This window comes from Sulfitobacter sediminis, assembly GCF_040811725.1.
GTDB lineage: Bacteria > Pseudomonadota > Alphaproteobacteria > Rhodobacterales > Rhodobacteraceae > Sulfitobacter > Sulfitobacter sediminis.
Map to the genome: position 1 here is coordinate 35,968 of NZ_JBFNXX010000015.1, position 22,585 is coordinate 58,552.

Below are 22,585 nucleotides of genomic sequence, written 5' to 3' on the forward strand. Positions count from 1 at the left end.
TTACCGGGGCTGGCAGCGGATTTGCAACGTTCTGGCTCCGTCCGCGCGCGCTTTGCAGGCGCAGCGCCCATTAATCGGGCAGTTCCCCGCGCCGCGGCAAGGCGGCGCAAAGACGCTTTCGCTTATGTTGGCTTGAAGATGCCGCCGAGTTGTTCGGCCAGTGCTGCGGCCTCGCCCCAGGGCAGGACGTTCGCGACATATTGGTCGGGCCGTACAAGGATCAGGCAGCCCGGGTCGCGGTTGATGCCCCGCATGTCATAGACATTGCCCTGCGGGTGGTCCGAACAGAACACCTTTTCGTAGTCTCGCAGGCCCAATGCACCCTTGGCGGGGAAAAGGCGCTCAGGCACTGCCGTGATGTCGAGCGCATGGTGATGCGCGTCGAGGACGGCACGCAGATCGACCCGGCAATCGGGATCGCCCCCCTTTGGCGTCACGGCCTCCAGAACCGGATCGAGCCGCGCGCAAAGCGCCCTCAGCCGTTCGATCTGCACCTCGGGCGTGCCACCACCGGGGAAGGCCAGCAGCGACCATCGCGCATCGGCCCGCTGCACATGACCCAGGTGGACAGACTTGCCATCTGCCAGACGTATGACCGGGGCGGAGTGAAACCGCATGCCGATGGGAAACCCTTTGGCAAGGTGCTGCCATCGCCCGTCACCTGTCAGCAACGAGGGCGTATAGCGCACGGATACGCCAGCCGTGTAGCGCCCGTGTTCGACGAAGTATTTCTGGAATCGGGGCGCATCCTCGCCCTCGCGTGTTTCGGGCGGTGCGCTCATGATCCGCGCCCATTCGTGATCGAAATCAATAAGGTCCTGCGCGACGCTCTGGCGTTCCTCGGAATAGCTGCGCAGCAGGGAGGCGTCCGATGCGCCCGCGAGCACCTGAACCAGCTTCCAACCAAGGTTGAAGGCATCCCCCATCGACACGTTCATGCCCTGTCCGGCTTTGGGGCTGTGCGTGTGGCAGGCATCGCCCGCGATAAACACCTGTGGGATGGGGTCGCCCTCCGCATCGTCGAACCGGTCGGTGAGCCTGTGTCCGATCTCGTAAACCGACCACCAGGCAACCTCCTTAACGTCGATGGTGTATGGGGCGAGGATACGGTTCGCGGCCGCGATCAGGTCACTGGCCTGCAGGTCACGGTTTGCGACGCGTTCCTCCGGATTGAGCTTGTCCATCTCCACATAAAGCCGCACCAGATAGCCACCCTCGCGCGGGATGATCAGGACGGTGCCCTGCTCGGCGGACTGGATCAGGCTCTTATACCGGATATCGGGGAAATCGGTGTTGCACAGGATGTCCATCACGCCCCAGGCCTGGTTGGCGCTGTCACCCTCCAGTTTGCGCCCGATGGCCCGGCGCACCGCGCTGCGGGCGCCGTCGCAGCCCACCACGTAGCGGGCGCGCAGACTTTCCTTCTTGCCGCCATGTTCCACATCGACCGTCACGCCGTCCGGGTCGGTCCGCAAACCTGTCACCGCGCGCCCGTAAAGAGGTTCGAGGCGCGTGGGGGATTTGCGCATCACCTCGAGATACATGTCGTGGACCCGCGCCTGGTTGAGGATGACATGGGGCATTTCCGACAGGCCTTCCTCGACATCCTGCACGCGTCCGTTCCGTGTGATGCGGGCCGGATCCTCCGGATCGGGTTTCCAGAAGGTCGCCTCGTTCACCCAGTAGGCCTCTCGTTTGACGCGTTCGGCGAAACCGAAGGTCTGGAACATTTCCATCGACCGACAGGACACACCGTCGGCCTGACCTTTTTCCATCGGTCCGTCCTTGCGTTCCAGCAACACCGTCCGGATTGTCGGGAACCGCGACAGATAGGCCGCGAGCGTCAGCCCGGCGGGACCAGCACCCACGATCAGGACGTCGATTTCGTCCGAGGCGGGTTCCACCGACGGGAAGAGATCGGGGTCACCGGGGCGGAATGTGTCGAGATGGAATTGCATGGGCACTTTCAGGTTGGTCTGGTCGGTTTTCGGTGCGGGTTCGTTCCGGTGGGCGGAGAGGGTCCGGCACCTCTTGTTGGTCGATACATCGGTCCCGGTACCCTGAGATGTTTCGTCCAATTCGTCCAGAGTTCAAAAAGAGATGACAAGTACCACCCTTATGCGGCTATGCTTCCAAAGCGTGATGGGGGATCGTCGGAGCAATTTTTTCCGACCAAGCCATAGGAGGGGTTATCCAAGGGGCGGATATGGCCAAGGCAATCAGTGCGCGCGCACTGCGGAAGGTTTACCCGGGCAATCCGCCGGTGGAAGCGCTTGGCGGCGTGGATGTCGAAATCAGTGACAACGAGTTCTTTACGCTCCTGGGGCCGTCAGGCTGCGGCAAGACGACGATCCTGCGCCTGATTGCGGGGTTTGAGCATCCGACCTCCGGCACACTGGAGATGTTCGGTCAGAGCCTTCTCGATCTGCCGCCCTTCAAACGTCAGATCAACACGGTTTTTCAAAGCTACGCGCTGTTTCCGCATCTGACGGTGGCACAGAACATCGGCTTTGGTCTTGAAATGCTGGGCAAGCCCAAGTCCGAGATCAAGGCGACCGTCGCCGAGATGATGGAACTGGTGCAGATGACCGAAATGGCGGATCGCCAGACAAGCCAGATCTCCGGCGGGCAGCAACAGCGTGTCGCGCTGGCGCGCGCTCTGGCGCCGCGCCCGAAAATCCTGCTTTTGGATGAGCCGCTAAGCGCGCTGGACTTCAAGCTGCGCAAGAACATGCAGCTTGAGCTGAAGCGCTTGCAGACGGAAACGGGAATCACCTTCATCTTTGTGACCCATGACCAGGAAGAAGCGCTGACCATGTCGGACCGCATCGCGGTCATGTCGAATGGGGCCATCCGCCAGATCGGCACCCCTCGGGACATCTACGACCACCCGGCGGACCGTTTCGTGGCCGACTTCATCGGCGACACGAATTTCCTCGATGCAGAGGTGACCGGCACGCAAGGGGAAGAGGTGACGCTCAAGCTCTCCTCGGGGGCGAGCCTGCACACCCGCGCCGATGGCGGATCGCGGGGCAGGGTGACGATAGCCATCCGGCCCGAGCATGCACGTCTCGTCAGGGAGAACGAAGGCCTGCTGTCGGGCACTTTGGGCGAGGTGGTCTATTTCGGGACGGATACGCATTTTCACGTCGCCCTCGACGACGGTACTGCCTTTGTGCTGCGCCAGCAGAACGGGCCGGAGGCCGCGAACGGGTTCGCTGGCGGCGATCGGGTGGGCATCGCCTTTCCGGGCGCGGTCGCGCAGGTGCTGAGGGACTGAGCCATGGCCGACCTGCCTGATCCCACGGCCCGCCGCGCCGCCCGGAACCGCTGGCTGCTGCTGACACCGGCACTGGTCATCCTGATCTTCGCGGCAAGCGGCCCCTTGCTGATCACGCTGGTCTATTCCTTCCTCACGCCCGGCGACTACGGCGGCGTGGTCTGGGACTTCTCCGGCGAAGCCTGGTTCAACGTCTTCATGCAGCGCGATATTTTCGATGACACGCTGGGCTGGTCCGACGCGCATCTGAGCATTTTCTGGCGCTCGGTGAAGCTCTCATTCCTGACCACCGTCTTCTGTCTGATCTTCGGTTTTCCCACCGCCTATTTCATCGCGACGCGCCCCAAGAAACAGCGCGACCTTTGGATGCTGCTGATCATCATCCCCTTCTGGACGAACCTGCTGATCCGGACCTTCGCGATCCTTGAGCTGATCCGCAATGAAGGCACGGTGAACACGCTTCTGATCGCTGTCGGAATCATAGACGAACCGATCCAGATGCTTTTTACCGAATTCTCGATCCTGCTGGGGATGGTCTATGTCTACCTGCCGTTAATGGTCCTGCCGGTTTACGCCTCGATGGAGCGGTTCGATTTTCGGCTGGTGGAGGCGGGCTATGACCTTTACGCCACGCGTTTCCAGGTGCTGCGGCGGGTGATCCTGCCGCTGGTCAAGCCCGGGGTCATCGCGGGCTCGATCCTTGTCTTCGTGCCGTCGCTTGGGGCCTACGTCACCCCGCGTGTCATGGGCGGCGGCAACCAGTTGATGATCGGGAACCTGATCGAACTGCAATTCGGGCAGGGGCGCAACTGGCCGCTGGGTGCCGCGCTTTCGATCACGCTGCTGGCCATCGTGATGGTGGCGCTGCTGGCCTACGTGCGGGCGGCCGGCAACGAGGAGGTGCGCCATGGCTAGAACCTTCAATATCCGCCGCCAGACGGGGTTCACCACCATCGCAGTGGCCTGTTTTGTCATGCTTTACATGCCGATCATCCTGCTGGTGGTCTATTCCTTCAACGCGGGCACCTCGATTGCCATTTGGGAGGGCTTTTCCTGGCGCTGGTACGCTTCGGCCTGGGAAAACGAACTGGTTCAGGAGGCGACCATCCGCAGCCTGATCATCGCCTTCTGGGCTTCCCTGATCTCGACCACCGTTGCGGTTCTGGCAGCCCTTGCCACCACGCGCACACGAAAATTCCGGGGGCAGACGACGGTCTTTGCGATGATCAACCAGCCCCTGATGGTGCCGGAGATCGTGACCGCCGTGGCGCTGCTGATTTTCTTTGCCATGATCAAGGTGGCGACGGGCTACACCGGGCTCTTCTACCTCATCATCGCGCATTCCGCTTTCTGCATTCCCTTTGCCTACCTGCCGATCCGGGCGCGGTTGCAGGGGATGGACCTGAGTCTCGAACAGGCGGCCGCCGATCTTTACGCAACACCTTTCCAGGTGTTTCGCCGGATTACCCTGCCGCAGCTGTGGCCCGGTATCCTTGCCGGTGCGATGCTTGCCTTCGTCATCAGCCTCGATGACGTGGTGATCACGGAGTTTGTCAAATCCGCCGGGCAGGATACGCTGCCGACTTACATGCTGGGCCAGTTGCGGCGGGTGGTGACGCCGGAAATCAACGCGATTTCCACCGTCCTGCTGGGGATATCGGTCACCATGGTGATCGCTTTCACCCTGCTCAGCAAATTCAAGAACTAACCAACCAACGGGAGACCAAAAAATGAAAAAGACACTCACCGCACTGGCCCTTGTTCTGGCCGGGCCAGCCTTGGCCGAAGGAGAACTGAACATCTACAACTGGGGCAATTACACCTCCCCCGAGATGATCGAGAAGTTCGAAAAGGAGACCGGTATCAAGGTCACCATCACGGATTACGACAGCAACGACACCGCTTTGGCCAAGATCAAGGCGGGCGGCCACGGCTTCGATATCGTCGTGCCTTCCGGCACCTATATTCCGATCTTCGTCGCCGAGGGCCTGCTGATGGAAAGCAACCCTAACCAGATGGAGAACTTCAAGCACATGGACCCGCAATGGGTCGATGTGGATTTCGATCCGGGCCGCAAATATTCGGTGCCGTGGCAGTGGGGCACCGTGGGCATCACCGTGAACACCTCCGTCTACGGTGGTGACATCAACACGGCCGCCGTGATCTTCGATCCGCCCGAGGAGCTGAAGGGCAAGATCAACGTCGTTCCCGAAATGAACGACGTGATGGGCATGGCGATCCAGTACGCGGGCGGCGAACAATGCACCGCCGACAAGGAAGTGTTGAAGAAGGTGCGCGACATCCTGCAGGCGGCCAAGCCGAACTGGCTGTCCATGGACTATGGCAACATCGAGAAGTACGCCAAGGGCGATTTGGCTGCCGGTGTGAACTGGAACGGCGCGTCCTTCCGCGCGCGGGTGCAGAACGCCGACATCGCCTTCGGCTACCCGCAGGAGGGTTTCCCGGTCTGGATGGACAATGCCGCGATCCTCGCGGACGCGCAGAACGTCGAGGAGGCCAAGACCTTCCTCAACTTCATCATGGCGCCCGAGAATGCCGCGATGCTGTCGTCCTTTGCGCGTTATGCCAACGGCATCAAGGGCTCCGAGGCGTTCATGCCCGAGGATATGAAAACAGCACCCGAGGTTGTCGTGCCCGACAATCTGAAAGGTGCGGCCTATGTCTCCAAGACCTGCCCGCCCGAGGCGCAGAAGCTCTATACCGCGATCTGGACCTAGCTTCAGAAGTAACCAGCGCGGCAGCCGGGGTTCCGCTCCCCGGCTGCCACCCGCACCCCGGAGTTTTCAAAAACTCCGGCCCGATTTCTCCGAAGAAATCGGCGCTCACTTCCACGGAGGCGCTGAATGGCCGCTGACATCATCATCCACAATGGCACGCTGATCACCTTTGACGACAGCCAGCCGAACGCGCAGGCCTTGGCCATCGCAGATGGCAAGATAACCGCCGTCGGCAGCGACGCGGACATCACGGCGCTTGCGGGTCCAGATACCCGCATGATCGACGCGAAAGGTGGCACCGTGCTGCCCGGTTTCATCGACAGCCACGTCCATCTCTTCGGCGGCTCGGTCGAACTCGACTGCCTCAGCCTCTACGGTGTACAGGGCCTCGATGCGATGCGCGACGCGATCCTGCCCTATGCCAAGGCCAATCCCGACGACGACCTCGTCTTTTGCGTCATGGCCGACTACGGCATCCTGGGCACGGGCAAGACGCTCACCCGCCACGACCTCGATAGCATCCTTGCCGAGCGCCCGCTCGCCATGTTCGCCCCCGACCACCACACCGTCTGGGCGAATACCGCTGCGCTTGAGGCCACGGGCCTTCTGCAGGGAGGAGAGGTCGACGCGGGCTCCGAGATCGTCATGGGGGACGACGGCCTTGCCAACGGCGAGCTGCTGGAACCCGGTGCCTACGGCCCGATCCTCGGCCTGACCAGGCACGGTGGGCGCGAGATGCTGGGGCTGACCACCGGCAAGGACCCGGTGCCGCCCGCCACCCCGAAACAGCGCGCGATGGACAAGGACGTCATTGTCGGGGGCCTTGCCCATTGTGCCGCGCAGGGCATCACCGGGCTGCACCTGATGGACGGCAACCGCTATCAGCTGGAGCTTCTGAGCGAGTTGGAGGCCGAAGGCCGTCTACTCTGCCGATGCCTCGTGCCCTTCCATATGAAGGGCACCGATCCCGTGGCGCGCATGACCGAGGAAGCACCGAAACTGCGCGACGATTTCCAGGGGGACAAGGTGCGCTGTGGCCACGTCAAGATGTTCATCGACGGCGTGATCGAAAGCGGCACCGCATTGATGCTGCGCCCTTACCCGGGCGAGATGGGCGCAGACGGCAACACCGGCGACGAGGTCTTTACCCAGGACCATTTCGTCGCCTGCTGCAAGGAAGCCCATCGTCTCGGCTTCCAGATTGCCGTCCACGCCATTGGGGACGCTGGCGTGCGCCGCACCATTGACGCGCTGGAGGCCGCGCAAGAGGCCAACTGCAGGCGCGATGCACGCCACCGGATCGAACATATCGAGGTTATCCACCTCGACGATCTGCCCCGTCTTGCGGAACTGGGCATCGTGGCCTCCCTGCAACCGGGACATGCGCCCCGCGGCCACATCTTCCCGCCCGCAGCCGTGGGCAAGTATCTGCATCCCGACCAGCTCGAAGGGGCCTATGCCTGGCAGTCCATCCGGGAAAGCGGCGCACGGGTCGTGTTCTCGACCGATTGGCCGGTGATCCCGGTGGATGTCATGTCAAGCCTCAAGGCGGCGATTGCGCCGCTTGATCTGGGCGCGGGCTGGCCGGACCAGACACAGAGCCTGCACGATACGCTGGCCAGCTACACCCGCGACAACGCCTGGGTCGAATTCAAGGAAGACAGCTTCGGCAAACTCAGGGAGGGGATGGCCGCGGATATCGCCGTGCTGAGCCATGATCTGACAGGCCTCGCGCCGGAGGCCATCACAGAGGCTGCTGCGGTGGTCACGATCATGGACGGGACGATCACGTATCAAAGAGAGGACTGAGAAACGTTTGTGCCCTTCTTCTGACCCGCTCCTCTCTCCACGCTCCATCCCGCGGCCAGACAGGGTTACATGTCGGCGGCCGTGATCGTGCTCATCGGCTGAATTTGGTCATCACCTTAGGATCGAGGCTTGCCGCCGAGAGGAGACCACCCCAGAGGGCACCTGGTATGCCGGGGCTTGCCACGTCCTGCCCCGCAAGGAAGAGACCGGGGATGGGGGTTTTGGCCCGCAGCGCGTCGCACATCACACGTTCCGGCGTCACGTCGAGCCCGTAGAACGCCCCCTCCCGATGCCCGGTGAAATCCACCGTCGACAGCGGTGTTGCAAGGTCACGAAAGACCACCAGCTTGGCGAGATCGGGAAAGTACTGTGCGAATTGTGCCATGAGGGTTTCCTCGGTCCGGTGCTTGAACGCGGCATAATCCTCGCCGCGCGCGCCTGCGGGCCGATCCGCCCATTCAGCGGCGCTGGACCAGTCCGTCCACACCAGAAACTGTCCCATGTGCCTGTTGCGCGGTCCCGGATCATGCGCCGGGTTCTTGAGCGATCCGAAGGAGGCCACCATGCAGCGCGGGGCGCCATCGGGGGCCGTGGTCCAGACCGCATCGGTCTCCCCGGTGGGATAAATCCAGTGATTGGACCTCGTGGCACCCGCCGCCTCAATATCGCCCTCGAAACCGAGGAACAGGGTGAAATGTGCGATGCTGGAGGGCAGGGCTCGGATTTCCGCAATCCAGTCCTCGTGCCCGCAGTCCTCGGGCAAAAGCGTATCAAGCGTCTCGCGGACGCCGATGTCCGAGATCACGGCCTTGGCCCTGATTTCCGCGCCGTCCGCCGTGCGGACACCCACGGCGGCGCCGTCCTCCAGAAGCAGTTCGTCGACGCGGACGCCCGCGCGCGCCTCTCCCCCGGCGTTCGTGATCGTCGGGATGATATGCTCGGCAAAGGCGGCGCTGCCGCCCACCGGATACCAGGAGCCGCTTGGCAGGTAGGCGCCCGCGATCAGCGCATGCATGGCAAAGCTCGCCTTGCTGGGGCGCCCGCCATGGTCGCCCCATTGTGCGGCCATCACGGCGGCCAGTTCGGGATGATCGGTAATGTCGTCGATCACCTCCTTCGTCGTCCGGGCGCACCATTTCGAAATCGCGCGGCGGTTCCACCAGTCAAGCACGTCTCCCGCGATCTCGGGCATGGCGCGTGTCGGGAATATCTTATACATCGTGTCCCGTCCTTCCCGTAGCGCATGTGTCCATGCCTCGATGGCCTCGATCTGGTCGGGGAAACGATCCTTGAGATCCCTTTCCTGTGCTTCGTAGGGGCGCGACAGCGACAGGGGTTCAGCCGATCCGATATGGACGTTGTCATAGACCGCTCCCATCGGTACGAATTCCATGGGCGTTTCACACAGCCAGTCCAGCAATTGGCGTCCCGTGTTTTCCGGCGCCATGTCGCTGAGGTAGTGGATGCCGACGTCCCAGGTGAACCCGTCGCGTGAGAAACTATGCGTAAGCCCGCCCAGCGTCGTGTGTTGTTCGAGTAGGAGCACCCTGTGCCCCAACCGGCTCAGCGCGGCAGCGGCGGCCATGCCGCCCATGCCTGAGCCGATGACGATGGCGTCCCATTGGCCGTTCTCCTCAGTACTCATTGTTTAATCTCCTTTTTTGGGTTCTCTGCCCGTAGCGCGCGACACCATCTCCATCGGGGCACAATCTTTTGGCTGCAGAGCAATACGTTCCGGAAGAATTCTCTCTGCCGCGACCGGGGCAGCCTCCGGGAACATTGCTCTTCACTGGCACGCGTGCAGTCGGGCAGTCGCTTTGGAGCGATGAACTTATATGCTTGAACGAAAATGTGGCCAAGAAATACCCCTTGTGACATTCAGAATGCGCCGCTCGCGAGACAGCATGATTGCGACGCGAGCGGCCGCAGCAATGGGGTGAGGCTGACACGCGGGCCGATGGCCCTCGTTGACGTGCCTCAAGGCGTGGCAGGGCAATCGTCATGCGACCGGCGGCCAGCGCTGCAGCCGACCGCGATCATCCGCGGGCGGCCTTTGCGGGGCGGACTTGACCGCTGGCTTGGCCTTTACCGGAGAGCGCAAAGGCGCATCGCGACCGGATCGGACGGGCGCGCGAAAAGGGATATCCGCAAGGGCAGGGTTTCGACATCCCCGCTGCAGACCAGCAATGTGCCGGATTGAACCTCGTTGTAGACAAGGCTCATCGGAAGCCAGGCGCGGCCGAGGCCCAGCAGGGCCATCTCCTTGATCCCGGCGGTGAAGGCGCTTTCGGCGACGGTTCTGCCCAGATGGCTGGCGTAGGAAGAGCTTCCGTCGGCCAGCAACTCCGCAAAGAAACTTCCGGGTGGATAGCGGATCACCGGCGCATCGGGCGGCGGGTTGCCCCGGGTGCCAAGCGAAAAGCGCAGCGGTCCGCCCACGACAGGGACCAGCCGGTCGCGCCCCCAGACCGCGCGACGAATGCTGTCGTCGAAGGGCATCGGGTTTCCGCCGTCACGCTCGTAGCACATCAGCAGCGACGCCTCGCCACTGAGGAAAAGCGAGATGCAGTCGTTGTGGTTCGCGGCGCGCAGGCGGAAGTCGAGCCCCGGGCTCTCGGCAAGAGCGGTGGCGGCGAAATCGGGAAAGGTCGACACGATCAGCGAATGCTGCGCCGCGACCGTCACCGTCGATCTGGCCGGATCGTAACCGGCAATCCGGCGGCGGAGGGCCTTGACATGTCCGACGAGGGCCTGAAGCTCGAAGGTATTCTCGAAGAGCGCCGGTTCGATCTCGACACGATTGGCCGTCCGTTTCACAATGCGGCGGCCCAGCCAGTTCTCAAAGCTCTGGATGCGGCGGGAGAAGGCCGGCTGCGTCACGTTCCGGCGCCGGGCTGCACGGCTCATGTTACCCTCTTCCAAGAGCACGAGCACGTCGTCGAAAAGGCTCAGGTCCACTGCTCTTCTCCCTTCCACTCATACTATTCGTATGGGCAGACCAAGAAAATAGCATTTTTCCGGCGGAGGGAAGGGCGGTTAGTCTGTGTGCGATGTTGGGTGAGGGGAAACCAATGGCAGACGCAGAACCTTCCGGCACGCACCGCGCAAATCCTTCCGTGGGCCCCGCCGCCGCGCAACGCAAAGACCTTGCAAGTGCGCTGGCGGGGTTTCCCCGGGTCCATCTCGGACATCTTCCGACACCGCTTGAACCGATGGACAGATTGTCCGAACACCTTGGCGGCCCGCGGTTCTGGGTGAAGCGCGACGATTGCACGGGGCTGTCTTCCGGGGGCAACAAGACGCGCAAGCTGGAATTCCTCATGGCCGAGGCGGTGGAGCAGGGTGCCGATACAATCGTGACGCAGGGCGCCACGCAGTCCAACCATGCCCGCCAGACGGCGGCGGCTGCGGCGCGGCTCGAAATGGCCTGCCACCTTCTCTTGGAAGACCGGACCGGGTCCAACGACCCCCAGTACACCCTCAACGGAAATGTGCTTCTGGACCGGCTCCATGGTGCGACCGTGGCCAAGCGCTCGGGCGGAGCCGACATGGCCGCCGAAATGGAAGCGCTGGCGGACAAGCTGCGCGCGGAGGGCCGGAAGCCCTACATCATCCCCGGCGGCGGCTCGAACACGACGGGCGCGCTGGGCTACGTCAATTGTGCGCTGGAGCTGGACGAACAGACCGCGACCATGGGGCTGAAGATCGACGCGCTGGTCCATGCCACGGGAAGTTCGGGCACCCAGGCCGGTCTCGTCGCCGGCCTGGCCGCGCTCGGTAGCGATATCCACCTTCTTGGCATCGGCGTGCGCGCGCCACGCGAGAAACAGGAAAGCATGGTCTTCGACCTTGCCACGCGCACCGCAACCTGCATCGGGCGCGAGGGCGCCGTCCGGCGCGAGGACGTCCGTGCCAATTGCGATTACGTGGGTGCCGGCTATGGCATCCCGACACCGGGCATGGTCGCCGCTGTCAGGCTGCTTGCTGAACTCGAGGGTTTGCTTTTCGATCCCGTCTATTCCGGCAAGGGGCTCGACGGACTGATCGACCTGACCCGGAAAGGTGCCTTCGACGGCATGGAGAATGTCGTATTTCTTCACACCGGCGGGTCCGTCGCGCTTTTCGGTTATCCGGAGGCCTTCGATCTGCCGGGCTATCAACCAAACTGAAAATCCAGACACCAAGGGGAGACTTGATCAATGACATTCACACGTACCCGCCACCTGCTTGCCGCAGCGGCCCTGGCCATGGGCTTTGCCCCAGCCGTGCTGCATGCGCAGGACTTTACCGGCACGCTTGGCAAGATCGCCGAAAACGGAGAGATCGTGATCGGCCACCGCGAGAGTTCGGTGCCGTTTTCCTACCTCAATGCCCAGCAGCAGCCCGAGGGCTATTCGATCGACCTCTGCATGAAGATTGTCGAAGAAGTCGAAAAGACGATCGGCAAGGACGTGGAAGTCCGCTACGTGCCGGTCAACCCGAAGACCCGCATCGCGCTCATGGCGAATGGCACCATCGACCTTGAATGCGGCTCCACCACCAACAACCTCACCCGCCAGCAGCAGGTTGAGTACCTGCCTGTGACCTTCGTGACCGGCACGAAGATCCTGACGCGCAAGGATTCGGGCATCTCTTCGGTGGCCGATCTCGACGGTAAGTCGATCGCGCTTGCCCAGGGCACCACGAACGAGCGCGCGGTCAAGGCGGCCGTGGAAGAACTGGGCCTCGACGTGAAAATCCTGCCGGTGCGCGACCATGCCGAAGGCATGCTGTCGCTCGAGACCGACCGGGTTGACGCCTATTCGACCGACCACATCCTGCTGTTCGGCCTGATCGCCAAGTCGAAGACGCCCGATGACTTTGCGGTCGTGGGCGATTTCCTTTCCTTCGATCCCTATGCGCTTATGGTCCGCCGTGACGACAGCGCCTTCGAACTGGTCGGTAAGATCGCGCTGGCGAACGTCTTTCGCTCGGGCGAGATCGACGCGATCTATGCCAAGTGGTTCGACCCGCTGGGCGTGCCCGCCGATCCGCTCCTGAAGTCCGCGTTCCAGCTGGGCGCACTGCCTGAATGACACCGCGGCGGCCCGTCCCTGACCAGACGGGCCGCACCGCATCGGGGACCGGGGGCAATGAACTATAACTGGAACTGGAGCGTCCTTTTCGAGCCGGAGTATTTCGGCTGGCTGCTCAGCGGCCTCGGCTGGACCATCTCGGTCGCGCTCTGCGCCTGGGTGATCGCGCTTGTCGTCGGATCGCTCGTGGGCGTGGGCCGGACGCTGCCCAACAAGTTCATCAGCACGATCTGCACCGCCTACGTGGAGCTTTTCCGCAACATCCCGCTTCTGGTGCAGATGTTCATCTGGTACTTCGCCGTGCCCGAGATGCTGCCCGAGGATGCGGGCCGCTGGATGAAGCGCGAAATGCCCCAGCCTGAGTTCGTGACCGCCGTGGTCGCACTGGGGCTTTACACGGCAAGCCGGGTGGCCGAGCAGGTGCGCGCCGGGATCGAGACGGTGCCCAAGGGCCTCAGCGCGGCGGCGACCGCGCAGGGAATGACCGTCGCGCAGGTTTATCGCCACGTGTTTCTGCCGATCTCGTTCCGGCTGATCGTGCCGCCCATGACCTCGGAGTTTCTCACCGTCTTCAAGAATTCCTCGCTGGCATTGACCATCGGCCTTCTGGAGCTGACCGCGCAAAGCCAGCAGATCGCGGAATACACCTTCCAGAGTTTCGAGGCCTATACCGCGGCAACGGTGATCTACGTGCTGATCGCCCTCACCGCCACGATCATCATGACCATCCTCGAACGCTACACCCGCATCCCGGGCTATGTGGGCAAGGAGGGCTGAGATGGGCGATTTTGACTTTGGCGTCATCCTCAACAACCTGCCGTTCCTCTGGCAGGGCTTGCAGCTTAGTCTGCTTCTGACGTTTCTCGCCGTGCTTGGCGGCATCGCGCTCGGCACGCTACTCGCACTGGCACGGCTCTCGGGGATCAAGCCGCTCGCGCTGGTCGCCGCGGCCTATGTCAACCTGATCCGGTCGGTGCCGCTGATCCTCGTGATCTTCTGGTTCTATTTCCTCGTACCGCTCGCGCTTGGACGTCCCATTGGCGGCTTCTACTCGGCGCTGATCGCCTTCGTTATGTTCGAGGCGGCCTATTACTCCGAAATCATGCGCGCCGGCATCCAGAGCGTGAAGAAGGGGCAGGTCCACGCGGGGCAGGCCACGGGCCTCGGCTACTGGCAGATTCAGCGCTACATCGTCCTGCCGCAGGCTTTCCGGAACATGATCCCGATCCTCGTCACGCAGGGCATCATCCTCTTTCAGGACACCTCGCTTGTCTTTGTAGTGTCGCTGCGCGACCTGATGACCGCCTCCTCCATCGTGGCCCGCACCGAGGGCCGCCTCGTCGAAATGTATCTCTTCGCCGCGCTCGTCTACTTCGTGATCTGCTTTGCCGGATCGCTCTTCGTGCGCAGGCTTCAAACACGGATGGCGACATGATTGAAATGCACAACGTCAGCAAGTGGTACGGGGATTTCCAGGTCCTCACCGATTGTACAACCCAGGTCGCCAAGGGTGAGGTGGTTGTGGTCTGTGGACCTTCGGGGTCGGGCAAGTCGACCTTGATCAAATGCGTCAACGGGCTTGAACCGGTGCAAAAGGGCCGGATCATCGTGGACGGCGCCGAGGTGACGGGCAGGGGGGCAAAGCTGACCAGGCTGCGCTCGAAGATCGGTATGGTGTTCCAGCACTTCGAACTTTACCCGCACATGAGCGTCCGCGACAACCTGTGCCTCGCGCAAGAAAAGGTGCTCGGTCGAAGCCGGAAAGAGGCTGAGGCGCGTGCGGAGACGCTTTTGGCGCGCGTTGGCATGACCGATCACATCGCCAAGTATCCCGGCCAGTTGTCGGGCGGTCAGCAGCAGCGCGTCGCAATCGCCCGGGCGCTTGCCATGGACCCGATCGCCATGCTTTTTGATGAGCCGACCTCGGCGCTTGACCCCGAGATGATCAAGGAGGTCCTCGACGTCATGGTGGAACTCGCCCGCGAGGACGGGATGACCATGATGGTCGTCACCCACGAGATGGGCTTTGCCCGGAAAGTCGCCGACCGGGTTGTCTTCATGGACGCAGGTGCCATCGTCGAGGACCGTCCGACGCAGGAATTCTTCGAGGCGCCGGAAAGCGAACGTGCGCAGGATTTCCTGTCGAAGATTCTCCAACACTGAGTGATGCGACCGAGACGCTTGCGCGCCACGCCTGCCAGACCGACGGTTTCCGAAAAGACGCCGTGGCTGTGCAGGGTCGCCGGATGGGCAACGATCATCTTGCGCAAGCCGGTGCCGATCTTCGGTGAAACCGGACCCGCGCCGCGCTCGGCACGCATCCTGCCAAAGCCAATCGGCTCAGACTGAAAGAGACAAATTGTCTGCTGCAAGCTCAGATCACGCTTCAAAGTGGCACTCAGCGCGAGCTTGGCGTGCGCCGGTGCGGTTTCAGTTGAACGGGTTTTCGACCTTGGGCCAGTAATTCCCGTCGCGCTTCGTAAACGGAATGATGGTCATGTCGGGTGTCACCGTTCCGGGCGAACGGACATGGATCACCCGCGAACTGATCCTCTCGAAGTTCTGGTAGAAATGGTTGGTCGATTTCGGGATGAGCGCGCGCATCTGGCTGATGTCGATTCCGAGATCCGTGTAGACCGAGGGCGAGAAATTCTGCGTGCGCAGCGATGAGACGACGAGGTGCACCCCATCTGCATCCAGCCATACTCCCGTGCCAAAGGGCATTTCCGTCTCAACCAGCATTTGCGTCATGTTCTCGCGGATGGCGCGGACAGTCACGTCAAGGTCAACAGGCTTGCCAAACTCCGCGCAAATCTTGCCGCCCAGCCGAACCCGCATCCGCGCGCCGACCCCATCATCCTGGCACTTGGTCACAAGGACAGGATCCCAGAAAATGCCATGGGCGATCTCTGTCATGCCGCGCTTCAGGATCTCTTGCAGGAAAAAGGTTGAATCGGCAGGCGCGCCGCCGCCCGCGTTGTCGCCCATATCGGCCAGAACGACGGGGCGGGCCCTGGCGGTCTCGGCGCGGGTCAGCGCTGTGGGGATATCGGGCCAACTGATCCTGAGCGCCTCGCGTCTTTCCTGCAGGCGCATCCCGACCCGTTCTGCGGCCTCTTGCGCCACTCTGGCATCGCCATCGGCGATGGCGAACATGCGCGTGCCCGTGTGAACCTTGTTTCAGTAGGCAAAGCCGTGCGCCAGCGAGGGGGACAAAAGGCCGTCATGCCCCCTCTGCATTCCTGTCATGCCGTTGCGCTGTCGCTGATGCCTGATGCCGACAAGGACAGTTTCCTGCCGCCGCTGACCCCTTACGGCATCATGAAGCTGGGGCGGGTGAAACTGCTGCCCTTCTTTCTGCCGGGCGATCCCGCGATGGGTCAGGCCATTCGCGGACTTGCCGGCAAGCGGTCTGCCGTCATGCTGGCCGATCATGGGCCCGTGGTGGCTGGCAAGGATGTGGAGGCGGCCTGCAACGCAATCGAAGAACTGGAGGACAGCGCGCGGCTTGCGATGCTGACGCGGGGCTTGCACCCGCGCGCGCTCAGCCCTGATCAGGTGCAGGCGCTGGTCACGAAATTCGATGTGGACTGGGACGATTGACCCGGCTTTCCGCCAACCTCGGCTTTCTCTGGGCCGACCGCCCGCTGCCCGATGCCATCCGCGCGGCCAAGGCCGCGGGCTTTGCCGCCGTGGAATGACACTGGCATTACGCCACCCCCGTAGCCGAGGTCAAAGCGGCACTTGATGAAACGGGCCTGCCGATGCAGGGGCTGAACACCGCGCGCGGCGATCGGGCCGCCGCGGGAAAACGGGCTTTCCGCGCTGCCGGGCAGGGAGGGCGATGCCCGCGCAGCGATCGATCAGGCGCTGGGCTATGCCCGCGCGATCGGGGCAGGGGCGGTGCATGTGATGGCGGGGCTCACCTCTGGCGCGGAGGCGGAGAGGACATTCGCCGCGAACCTGCGATATGCCTACCGGCAAGCGGGTGAGATCACGATCCTGATCGAGCCGCAGAACCGTCACGATGCGCCCGGCTATTTCCGGTCGACGACAGATCAGGCGCGCCGGATCATCGAGAGGGTGGGACAGCCCAACCTGAAAGCTACTATGTCGGGCGGACGGAAGGCGACATTATCACCCGGTTCACGGCGCTGAAATCCATCATCGGGCATGTGCAGTTCGCCTCTGTCCCTGACCGCGGCCCACCTGATGGGGGGGAGATCAACTACGGGGTCGTGTTTCTGGAGTTGGCGAAGCAAGGCTGGGAAAGCCCGCTTGGTGCTGAATACCGACCGCAGATCGAAACGCATGAAACACTTTGCTGGATGGCGGCTCATTCGCGGGGTTGAGGCAGCAATGGTTCTGGTGCGACGTGTGGCCTTGAGGATAGTGGCCAACTTTCCGCTCCATTCTCGGCGTTTTGGATTTCATCGGCATTGGATATCATCCGGCGCTGGTAGGTGTTCGGATCGGGTTCTCGAGACGATGTTGCTGGCGGGACCGACCAATCACCGCCGCCTCCCTGTCTTTGCACGAGGTGGGGTGGCGAGACGCACGCCGTTTGCGTATGTTGTGGAAGGGTCCGTTGCCGAAGTCGGCGGACCCAAGGAGATCGCAGAATGCCCTTAAACGCAGCCACCGAGGCCGCGCGGCTGTCCGTCGCGCCCATGATGGACTGGACCGACCGCCATTGCCGCTACCTTCACCGGCTGCTTAGCCGCGACACGCTGCTCTATACCGAGATGGTCACGGCACCCGCGCTGGTGCGGGGCGGCGCGCTGCACCTGCTGGACCACGATCCCGCGGAACACCCGGTCGCCCTGCAACTGGGCGGCTCAGATCCCAAGGAGTTGGCGCAGGCCGCACGCCTCGGGGCGCAGGCGGGCTATGACGAGATTAACCTGAATGTCGGCTGTCCTTCGGACCGTGTTCAGTCCGGCACCTTCGGTGCGGTGTTGATGAAACAGCCCGCACTCGTTGCCGATTGCGTGGCCGAGATGATCGCTGCGGTGGAGGTGGACGTGACCGTCAAATGCCGCATCGGTGTCGATGACCAGAATCCAGAGGAGGTTCTTCCCGAATTCCTCGCCCGGATCGTCGCTGCGGGATGCACCCGCGTGATCATACACGCGCGCAAGGCCTGGTTGCAGGGTCTCAGCCCCAAGGAAAACCGCGAGGTGCCGCCGCTCGATTATCCGCTTGTCCACCGGATGAAACAGTATTTTCCCAATCTGCATATCTCGATCAATGGCGGGATCACCTCGCTCGATCAGGCCGAGGCCTTTCTAGACGGCGGGCTGGACGGGGTGATGATCGGGCGGGCGGCCTATCACCAGCCTGCCGACATCCTCTGCCAGGCGGACCGGCGGATCTTCGGGCGCGGGCGCGACAGCACGCCCGAGGATGCGGTGCGTGCGATGGTCCCCTACATCGAGGCGCATCTCAGCGCGGGCGGCAAGCTCAACCAGATCACCCGGCACATGCTGGGGCTGTTTGCCGGGCGTCCCGGCGCGCGGGGCTGGCGGCGGACGCTGTCCGAAGGGGCAACGCGCCCCGGCGCAGGGCCGGAACTTGTGCTCGGTGCGCTGGAAGAGATTGAGGCACTGGCGGTACGGCAAGAAGCGGTGTAGCAGAGCCCCAACAGAAGGGGACAGACCATGCCAGACACCATGCTTCTCATCCAGATGGCGGTATTGCTGATGGCCATCGGCGCCTTCGCGGGGGTGCTCGCCGGTCTTCTGGGCGTGGGCGGGGGCATCGTGCTGGTGCCCGCGTTTTTCTATGCTTTCCAGACGCTTGGTTATGACGGTCCGCAGCTGATGCAGATGTGTCTTGCGACCTCGCTGGCGACCATCATCGTGACCTCGGTCCGCTCGGTGCTGAGCCACAACAAGAAGGGCGCTGTCGACTGGGACATCCTGCGTTCTTGGGCACCGGGAATCGTGATCGGCGCGGTTGTGGGCATGCTGCTGGTCGCGCAACTGCGCTCGAACACGTTGCAGGCGATCTTCGGTGTGCTGGCGCTGATCGTGGGGCTTTACATGGGGCTCGGCCGCGCGCACTGGCGGCTGGGGCAGGCGATGCCCACCGGGATCACCCGCGCGATCCAATCGCCGCTGGTGGGCTTCATGTCAGTGCTGATGGGCATCGGCGGCGGCAGCTTCGGCGTGCCGCTGATGAGCCTTTACAACGTGCCCATCCACCGGGCGGTGGCGACAGCAGCCGGTTTCGGCGTGCTGATCGCGGTGCCTGCGGTCATCGGCTTCATCTTCGTCCCGATGGGCGAGGTAGGCAGGCCGCCCCTGACGCTCGGCACGATAAACCTCATTGCTTTCGTGCTGATCATCGCGATGACCCTGCTGACGACACCGCTGGGCGTGAAGCTGGCCCACGCGATGGACCCCAAGCCGCTCAAGCGCGTCTTCGCGGTGTTCCTCGTCCTCGTCGCGCTCAACATGCTGCGCAAGGCACTGGGGTGGTAGAAGAAGGCTACGAGGTCTTCGACAGCGACGCGGCGGTTGCCAGATGGGCGCGGGCCGCGCTGCGGATCGCCCGTGTTATCGCCGCTGATCCGGCGCAACGTGCGCAACACCTGCGGCATGGCAAGACTTGGTTTGTCGGCGTCGATGCCCTGCCGAATGCAGCTGACGGAGCAATTGAGGGGGTCCCGCTGACCGGCCCATGGGAGAGGCGCGTCGACAGGCCCGCAAGCTGGCATGCTGCTCAGCTTTCCATCGTCTACCCCGGTTACCCTGCACGGGACCCGGATCAAAGCGAGGCCAACCACCGTTTCCGCGTCACCCGCTTTGCGGCCCACGTGGACGGGCTGTTGCCGGTAGGTCCGGACCGGCGCCGCTATCTGCGCGAGCCCCACGCCTTCGTGCTTGGGCTGCCTTTGAACCTGGCCGAGGTCGCGCCGCTGATGGTCTGGCCCGGCAGCCAAAGGATCATGGGCGCTGCCTTCCGCGCGGTCATCGGTGAAAGAGAGCCGACAAAGGTGGACCTGACCGAGGCCTATCAGGCCGCGCGGCGCGAGGTTTTCGACAGCATCGCCCCGATGCCGGTAGCGGCCAGACCGGGGCAGGCGATCCTCCTCCACCGCCACCTGCTGCATGGTATGGCCCCTTGGCCCGCCCATACCCCCGGCCCGGCAGAGGGCCGCATGCTGGCCTATTTCCGCCCCCAGTTCAGTGCCGAGGCATGGGTTGCAGACACGTAAGGTCCAGGGAAACAATCAAACAAAGACCCCATCCACGCCCCATTGTTGCCATTTCCGACACGATATTGAACGTCAGGAACACCGGAAAACGGGACCAGACATGGCAGCGATCATGACAGGCACACATGGCACCCTGGCCTATTGGACGGCCGCACCGGCAACGGCACGCGGCCGGGCCTTCGGGCCGGGGGGCGACTTCCGCAAATCCCATCTCAAAAGCTTTGCGCGTCTCAGCGCCTTTGCCGCAAACGGCAATCACGCGGCCAAGGGCTGCGAAGGGGCGGTGACCTGGGACGCAGGCCTCGACCTGCTCTTCCGGATCGCGGGCGGTCGCTAGCTATCCCTGCGCCATCCGCGCCGCGCGCCCGCCACGGCGCTTGCGCAGCTGGCTTACACGCTCCGGCAGATGTTTCATGATCTCGCGACGCTCAACCGGGCTCATCCGCGACCAGCGTGTGATCTCGTCGATGGTGCGCAGGCACCCGGTGCAAAGACGCGCCTCGGGGTGAACGACGCAGATCTTCACGCAGGGGCTTTCGACCTCCTCGCGCTTCCACACCTCGTCGCTCATCCAATCGCTCCCTCGTTCCGCAGGACCCGTAAACGGTCCAGCACGCCCTGCAGGATATAACCCGCCGCAACGTGGTCGATCACCTCCGCGCGACGCTTTCGTGTCGTATCCGCCTCAAGTAGTGCCCTTTCTGCCGCAACCGTGGACAGACGCTCGTCCCAGAAGGTGATGGGCAGGGGCGTCACCCGGTCGAAATTGCGGGCAAAGGCCCGTGTCGACTGGCAGCGCGGCCCTTCCGAGCCGTCCATGTTGCGTGGCAGGCCCAGCACCATGCCGCCGATTTGCCGCTCTTGGATGATCTCGTTCAGCCGCGCGGCATCGACGCCGAATTTCTTGCGCCGGATCGTCTCCAGCGGGGTGGCCACGCTCAGAAAACTGTCGGTCACCGCGACACCGATGGTCTTTTCCCCCAGGTCGAGCCCGACCAGCGCGCGCATGGGCGGGATCGCGGCTGCGAATTCCGCCACGTCCTCGAAGATCATTCGGCGACCCCGGCCTGCTGGCCCGCCGCACGGATCGTGTCGATAGCAGAGGCGTCGTCGGCAAAAACCTCCATCGCGTTGTTGAAGACCGCAAAGGCTTGTTCACGCTCGCCCAGAACACCCAGCGAGGTGATCAGCCGCGCCCAGTCCCGGGGCGGCCCGCCCTCGGTGGCAAGACGGTTGGACAACCCCTCGACCATGCTGCCGATCATGTCCATGCGTTCTTCGGGCGTCATCTCGGCTGCGGCCGCGATATCGCCGGCAGAGGGGCCCGGTGCGCTGGCGGACCCGATCGCGGGCAGGGTGTAGTTGACGCCCGCAAGCTGCGCCACGGTCTCGATCTGGCTCAGGATCGGCTCGATCCAGGGCGCGTCCTCCGGCCCCCGCCGCAACAGCCCGTCCCAGAGCCGGAAGGCGATGTCGGGCCGCCCGGTCTGGATCATCATCAACCCGATGTAATATCGCGCCCGCCCGTCGGTTTCGTCCTTGGCCAATGCCGCGCGAAAGGCCTTTTCGGCCTCGGGTGAAACGTAGCCCCCCGCCGCAAGCACCAGAAACTCGCCATAATCCGCGATATCCTCGGCCGAGATATCGCTGCCCCTGATACGCAGAACGGTTTCCTGCGCCTGCGCGGCAGCGACGAAATTCCCGATCCGCGCCTCGTTCTGCGCAAGCAACCGGTGCCCCTGCAGATCGTCGGGCCGCCCCGCGACCGTCTCGCGGAGCCGCTCCATCAGCGTTGCGAATTCCTCGCTCACCTCCTGCTGCTGTACGAAGGGCGGCAGACTGTCCACCGCGACCTGCTGACCGGGGCGGTTCTCGCGCATCTCCTCGGCAAAGGCGATACGGTCCTCAAGCGCCAGATCGCCGTAGCCCGGCTGCCCGATCCAGGTGTAAAGCGCCATGCTCCCGCCGATCAGCGCCACGCCGATCAGCGCGATCACCAGCTTCGGTGCCACGGGTGCCTTGCCCACTGCGCTGCCGCGATTGGCATCCGCCGCGAGGATGCGCCGTGAAATCTCGGTCCGGGCACGCTCCGCATCCTCCGCCCCGATGACGCCGCGCGCCACATCGCGGTCCACCTCGGCAAGCTGGTCGCGGTAGACCTGCAGGTCATAATCGGCAAGGTCGAGCCCGCTCCTGTCCCCTTTGCCCAGAAGTCCCCGCGCAAGGATGAGGACCACGAAGGCCGAGATGGCAAGGATGATGATCCAGAATGTCATGGGCCGTCCGTATCGCTGTTGGTTGCCCGTATCTAAGGCTTCCGCGCCCGGGACAAAAGGGCCCTTTCCCCCCGCTCTCTGCGGTGCTTCAGCGCAATTGCATCCCATGTCGCAAAATTGATAACAAGTGCCGTGGTCAGTATCCTTTTTTCTGCGCAGCAAGCCAGAACGGGACCACTGGCCCG

General features: G+C 63.3%; 22 protein-coding genes and 1 pseudogene. 16 read left to right on the forward strand and 7 right to left on the reverse strand.

Going from position 1 to position 22,585, the window contains the following annotated elements:
- Positions 1–122 precede the first annotated feature (122 nt).
- Positions 123–1,958: an FAD-dependent monooxygenase gene (locus tag AB2B41_RS17380; RefSeq protein WP_367879148.1), complete on the reverse strand. Its 1,836-nt coding sequence runs from the start codon at positions 1,956–1,958 to the stop codon at positions 123–125.
- A gap of 248 nt (positions 1,959–2,206) precedes the next feature.
- On the opposite strand from AB2B41_RS17380, the gene AB2B41_RS17385 reads away from it, so the two are divergent.
- The 5 genes from AB2B41_RS17385 to AB2B41_RS17405 all read left to right on the forward strand — a co-directional run bounded on the left by AB2B41_RS17385 (position 2,207) and on the right by AB2B41_RS17405 (position 7,827).
- Complete coding sequence (locus tag AB2B41_RS17385; RefSeq protein WP_367879087.1) at positions 2,207–3,280, forward strand: ABC transporter ATP-binding protein; 1,074 nt, start codon at positions 2,207–2,209, stop codon at positions 3,278–3,280.
- A 3-nt stretch (positions 3,281–3,283) separates the two neighbouring features.
- Positions 3,284–4,195, forward strand: a complete 912-nt coding sequence (locus tag AB2B41_RS17390; protein ID WP_367879088.1) for an ABC transporter permease — start codon at positions 3,284–3,286, stop codon at positions 4,193–4,195.
- On the forward strand, positions 4,188–4,988 hold the full coding sequence (locus tag AB2B41_RS17395; RefSeq protein WP_367879089.1) for an ABC transporter permease: 801 nt from the start codon (positions 4,188–4,190) through the stop codon (positions 4,986–4,988). The genes AB2B41_RS17390 and AB2B41_RS17395 overlap by 8 nt, the downstream gene beginning before the upstream one ends.
- Positions 4,989–5,010: 22 nt before the next feature.
- Entirely contained in the window at positions 5,011–6,018 is a 1,008-nt protein-coding gene (locus tag AB2B41_RS17400) for an ABC transporter substrate-binding protein (RefSeq protein ID WP_367879090.1), read from the forward strand.
- A gap of 126 nt (positions 6,019–6,144) precedes the next feature.
- Positions 6,145–7,827, forward strand: a complete 1,683-nt coding sequence (locus tag AB2B41_RS17405; RefSeq protein WP_367879091.1) for an amidohydrolase — start codon at positions 6,145–6,147, stop codon at positions 7,825–7,827.
- A 91-nt stretch (positions 7,828–7,918) separates the two neighbouring features.
- Here the strand turns inward: AB2B41_RS17405 and AB2B41_RS17410 are convergent, their stop codons facing one another.
- On the reverse strand, positions 7,919–9,472 hold the full coding sequence (locus tag AB2B41_RS17410; RefSeq protein WP_367879092.1) for a phytoene desaturase family protein: 1,554 nt from the start codon (positions 9,470–9,472) through the stop codon (positions 7,919–7,921).
- Between the two features lie 440 nt (positions 9,473–9,912).
- Positions 9,913–10,785, reverse strand: coding sequence for a LysR family transcriptional regulator (locus AB2B41_RS17415; protein WP_367879093.1), 873 nt, complete (start codon positions 10,783–10,785; stop codon positions 9,913–9,915).
- Between the two features lie 113 nt (positions 10,786–10,898).
- Between AB2B41_RS17415 and cuyA the strand changes: the two genes are divergently transcribed.
- The 5 genes from cuyA to AB2B41_RS17440 are packed head-to-tail and all read left to right on the forward strand — an operon-like array spanning position 10,899 to position 15,065.
- On the forward strand, positions 10,899–11,996 hold the full coding sequence (gene cuyA / locus AB2B41_RS17420) for a D-cysteate sulfo-lyase (RefSeq protein WP_367879094.1): 1,098 nt from the start codon (positions 10,899–10,901) through the stop codon (positions 11,994–11,996).
- 30 nt (positions 11,997–12,026) lie between these two features.
- Positions 12,027–12,902: an amino acid ABC transporter substrate-binding protein gene (locus AB2B41_RS17425; RefSeq protein ID WP_367879095.1), complete on the forward strand. Its 876-nt coding sequence runs from the start codon at positions 12,027–12,029 to the stop codon at positions 12,900–12,902.
- Between the two features lie 57 nt (positions 12,903–12,959).
- On the forward strand, positions 12,960–13,679 hold the full coding sequence (locus AB2B41_RS17430; protein ID WP_367879096.1) for an amino acid ABC transporter permease: 720 nt from the start codon (positions 12,960–12,962) through the stop codon (positions 13,677–13,679).
- A gap of 1 nt (position 13,680) precedes the next feature.
- Complete coding sequence (locus AB2B41_RS17435; protein WP_367879097.1) at positions 13,681–14,337, forward strand: amino acid ABC transporter permease; 657 nt, start codon at positions 13,681–13,683, stop codon at positions 14,335–14,337.
- Positions 14,334–15,065, forward strand: coding sequence for an amino acid ABC transporter ATP-binding protein (locus AB2B41_RS17440; protein ID WP_367879098.1), 732 nt, complete (start codon positions 14,334–14,336; stop codon positions 15,063–15,065). The genes AB2B41_RS17435 and AB2B41_RS17440 overlap by 4 nt, the downstream gene beginning before the upstream one ends.
- Before the next feature lie 267 nt (positions 15,066–15,332).
- Here the strand turns inward: AB2B41_RS17440 and AB2B41_RS17445 are convergent, their stop codons facing one another.
- Positions 15,333–15,998, reverse strand: coding sequence for an MlrC C-terminal domain-containing protein (locus AB2B41_RS17445; RefSeq protein WP_474104441.1), 666 nt, complete (start codon positions 15,996–15,998; stop codon positions 15,333–15,335).
- On the opposite strand from AB2B41_RS17445, the gene AB2B41_RS17450 reads away from it, so the two are divergent.
- The 6 genes and pseudogenes from AB2B41_RS17450 (at position 15,891) to AB2B41_RS17475 (ending at position 20,461) form a co-directional block, all read left to right on the forward strand.
- On the forward strand, positions 15,891–16,505 hold the full coding sequence (locus tag AB2B41_RS17450; protein WP_474104442.1) for a class II aldolase/adducin family protein: 615 nt from the start codon (positions 15,891–15,893) through the stop codon (positions 16,503–16,505). The genes AB2B41_RS17445 and AB2B41_RS17450 overlap by 108 nt on opposite strands.
- Positions 16,502–17,254: pseudogene (locus AB2B41_RS23890) on the forward strand (hydroxypyruvate isomerase family protein). Before AB2B41_RS17450 ends, AB2B41_RS23890 begins: the two are co-directional and overlap by 4 nt.
- A 270-nt stretch (positions 17,255–17,524) precedes the next feature.
- Entirely contained in the window at positions 17,525–18,535 is a 1,011-nt protein-coding gene (gene dusA, locus AB2B41_RS17460) for a tRNA dihydrouridine(20/20a) synthase DusA (RefSeq protein ID WP_367879100.1), read from the forward strand.
- A 27-nt stretch (positions 18,536–18,562) separates the two neighbouring features.
- Positions 18,563–19,387 carry a sulfite exporter TauE/SafE family protein gene (locus AB2B41_RS17465; RefSeq protein WP_367879101.1) on the forward strand — a complete coding sequence of 275 codons (825 nt, stop codon included), beginning with the start codon at positions 18,563–18,565 and terminating at the stop codon, positions 19,385–19,387.
- Complete coding sequence (locus AB2B41_RS17470; protein WP_367879102.1) at positions 19,381–20,124, forward strand: hypothetical protein; 744 nt, start codon at positions 19,381–19,383, stop codon at positions 20,122–20,124. The genes AB2B41_RS17465 and AB2B41_RS17470 overlap by 7 nt, the downstream gene beginning before the upstream one ends.
- A gap of 100 nt (positions 20,125–20,224) precedes the next feature.
- Positions 20,225–20,461 (forward strand): hypothetical protein, encoded by a 237-nt coding sequence (locus AB2B41_RS17475; protein ID WP_367879103.1) that lies wholly within the window; start codon positions 20,225–20,227, stop codon positions 20,459–20,461.
- On the opposite strand, the gene AB2B41_RS17480 is transcribed toward AB2B41_RS17475, so the two are convergent.
- The 3 genes from AB2B41_RS17480 to ccmI are packed head-to-tail and all read right to left on the reverse strand — an operon-like array spanning position 20,462 to position 22,400.
- Positions 20,462–20,695: a DUF1289 domain-containing protein gene (locus AB2B41_RS17480; protein WP_367879104.1), complete on the reverse strand. Its 234-nt coding sequence runs from the start codon at positions 20,693–20,695 to the stop codon at positions 20,462–20,464. It lies immediately after the preceding gene.
- Positions 20,692–21,177 carry a Holliday junction resolvase RuvX gene (gene ruvX / locus AB2B41_RS17485; RefSeq protein WP_367879105.1) on the reverse strand — a complete coding sequence of 162 codons (486 nt, stop codon included), beginning with the start codon at positions 21,175–21,177 and terminating at the stop codon, positions 20,692–20,694. The genes AB2B41_RS17480 and ruvX overlap by 4 nt, the downstream gene beginning before the upstream one ends.
- Positions 21,174–22,400 (reverse strand): c-type cytochrome biogenesis protein CcmI, encoded by a 1,227-nt coding sequence (ccmI, locus tag AB2B41_RS17490; protein ID WP_367879106.1) that lies wholly within the window; start codon positions 22,398–22,400, stop codon positions 21,174–21,176. The genes ruvX and ccmI overlap by 4 nt, the downstream gene beginning before the upstream one ends.
- Positions 22,401–22,585 lie beyond the last annotated feature (185 nt).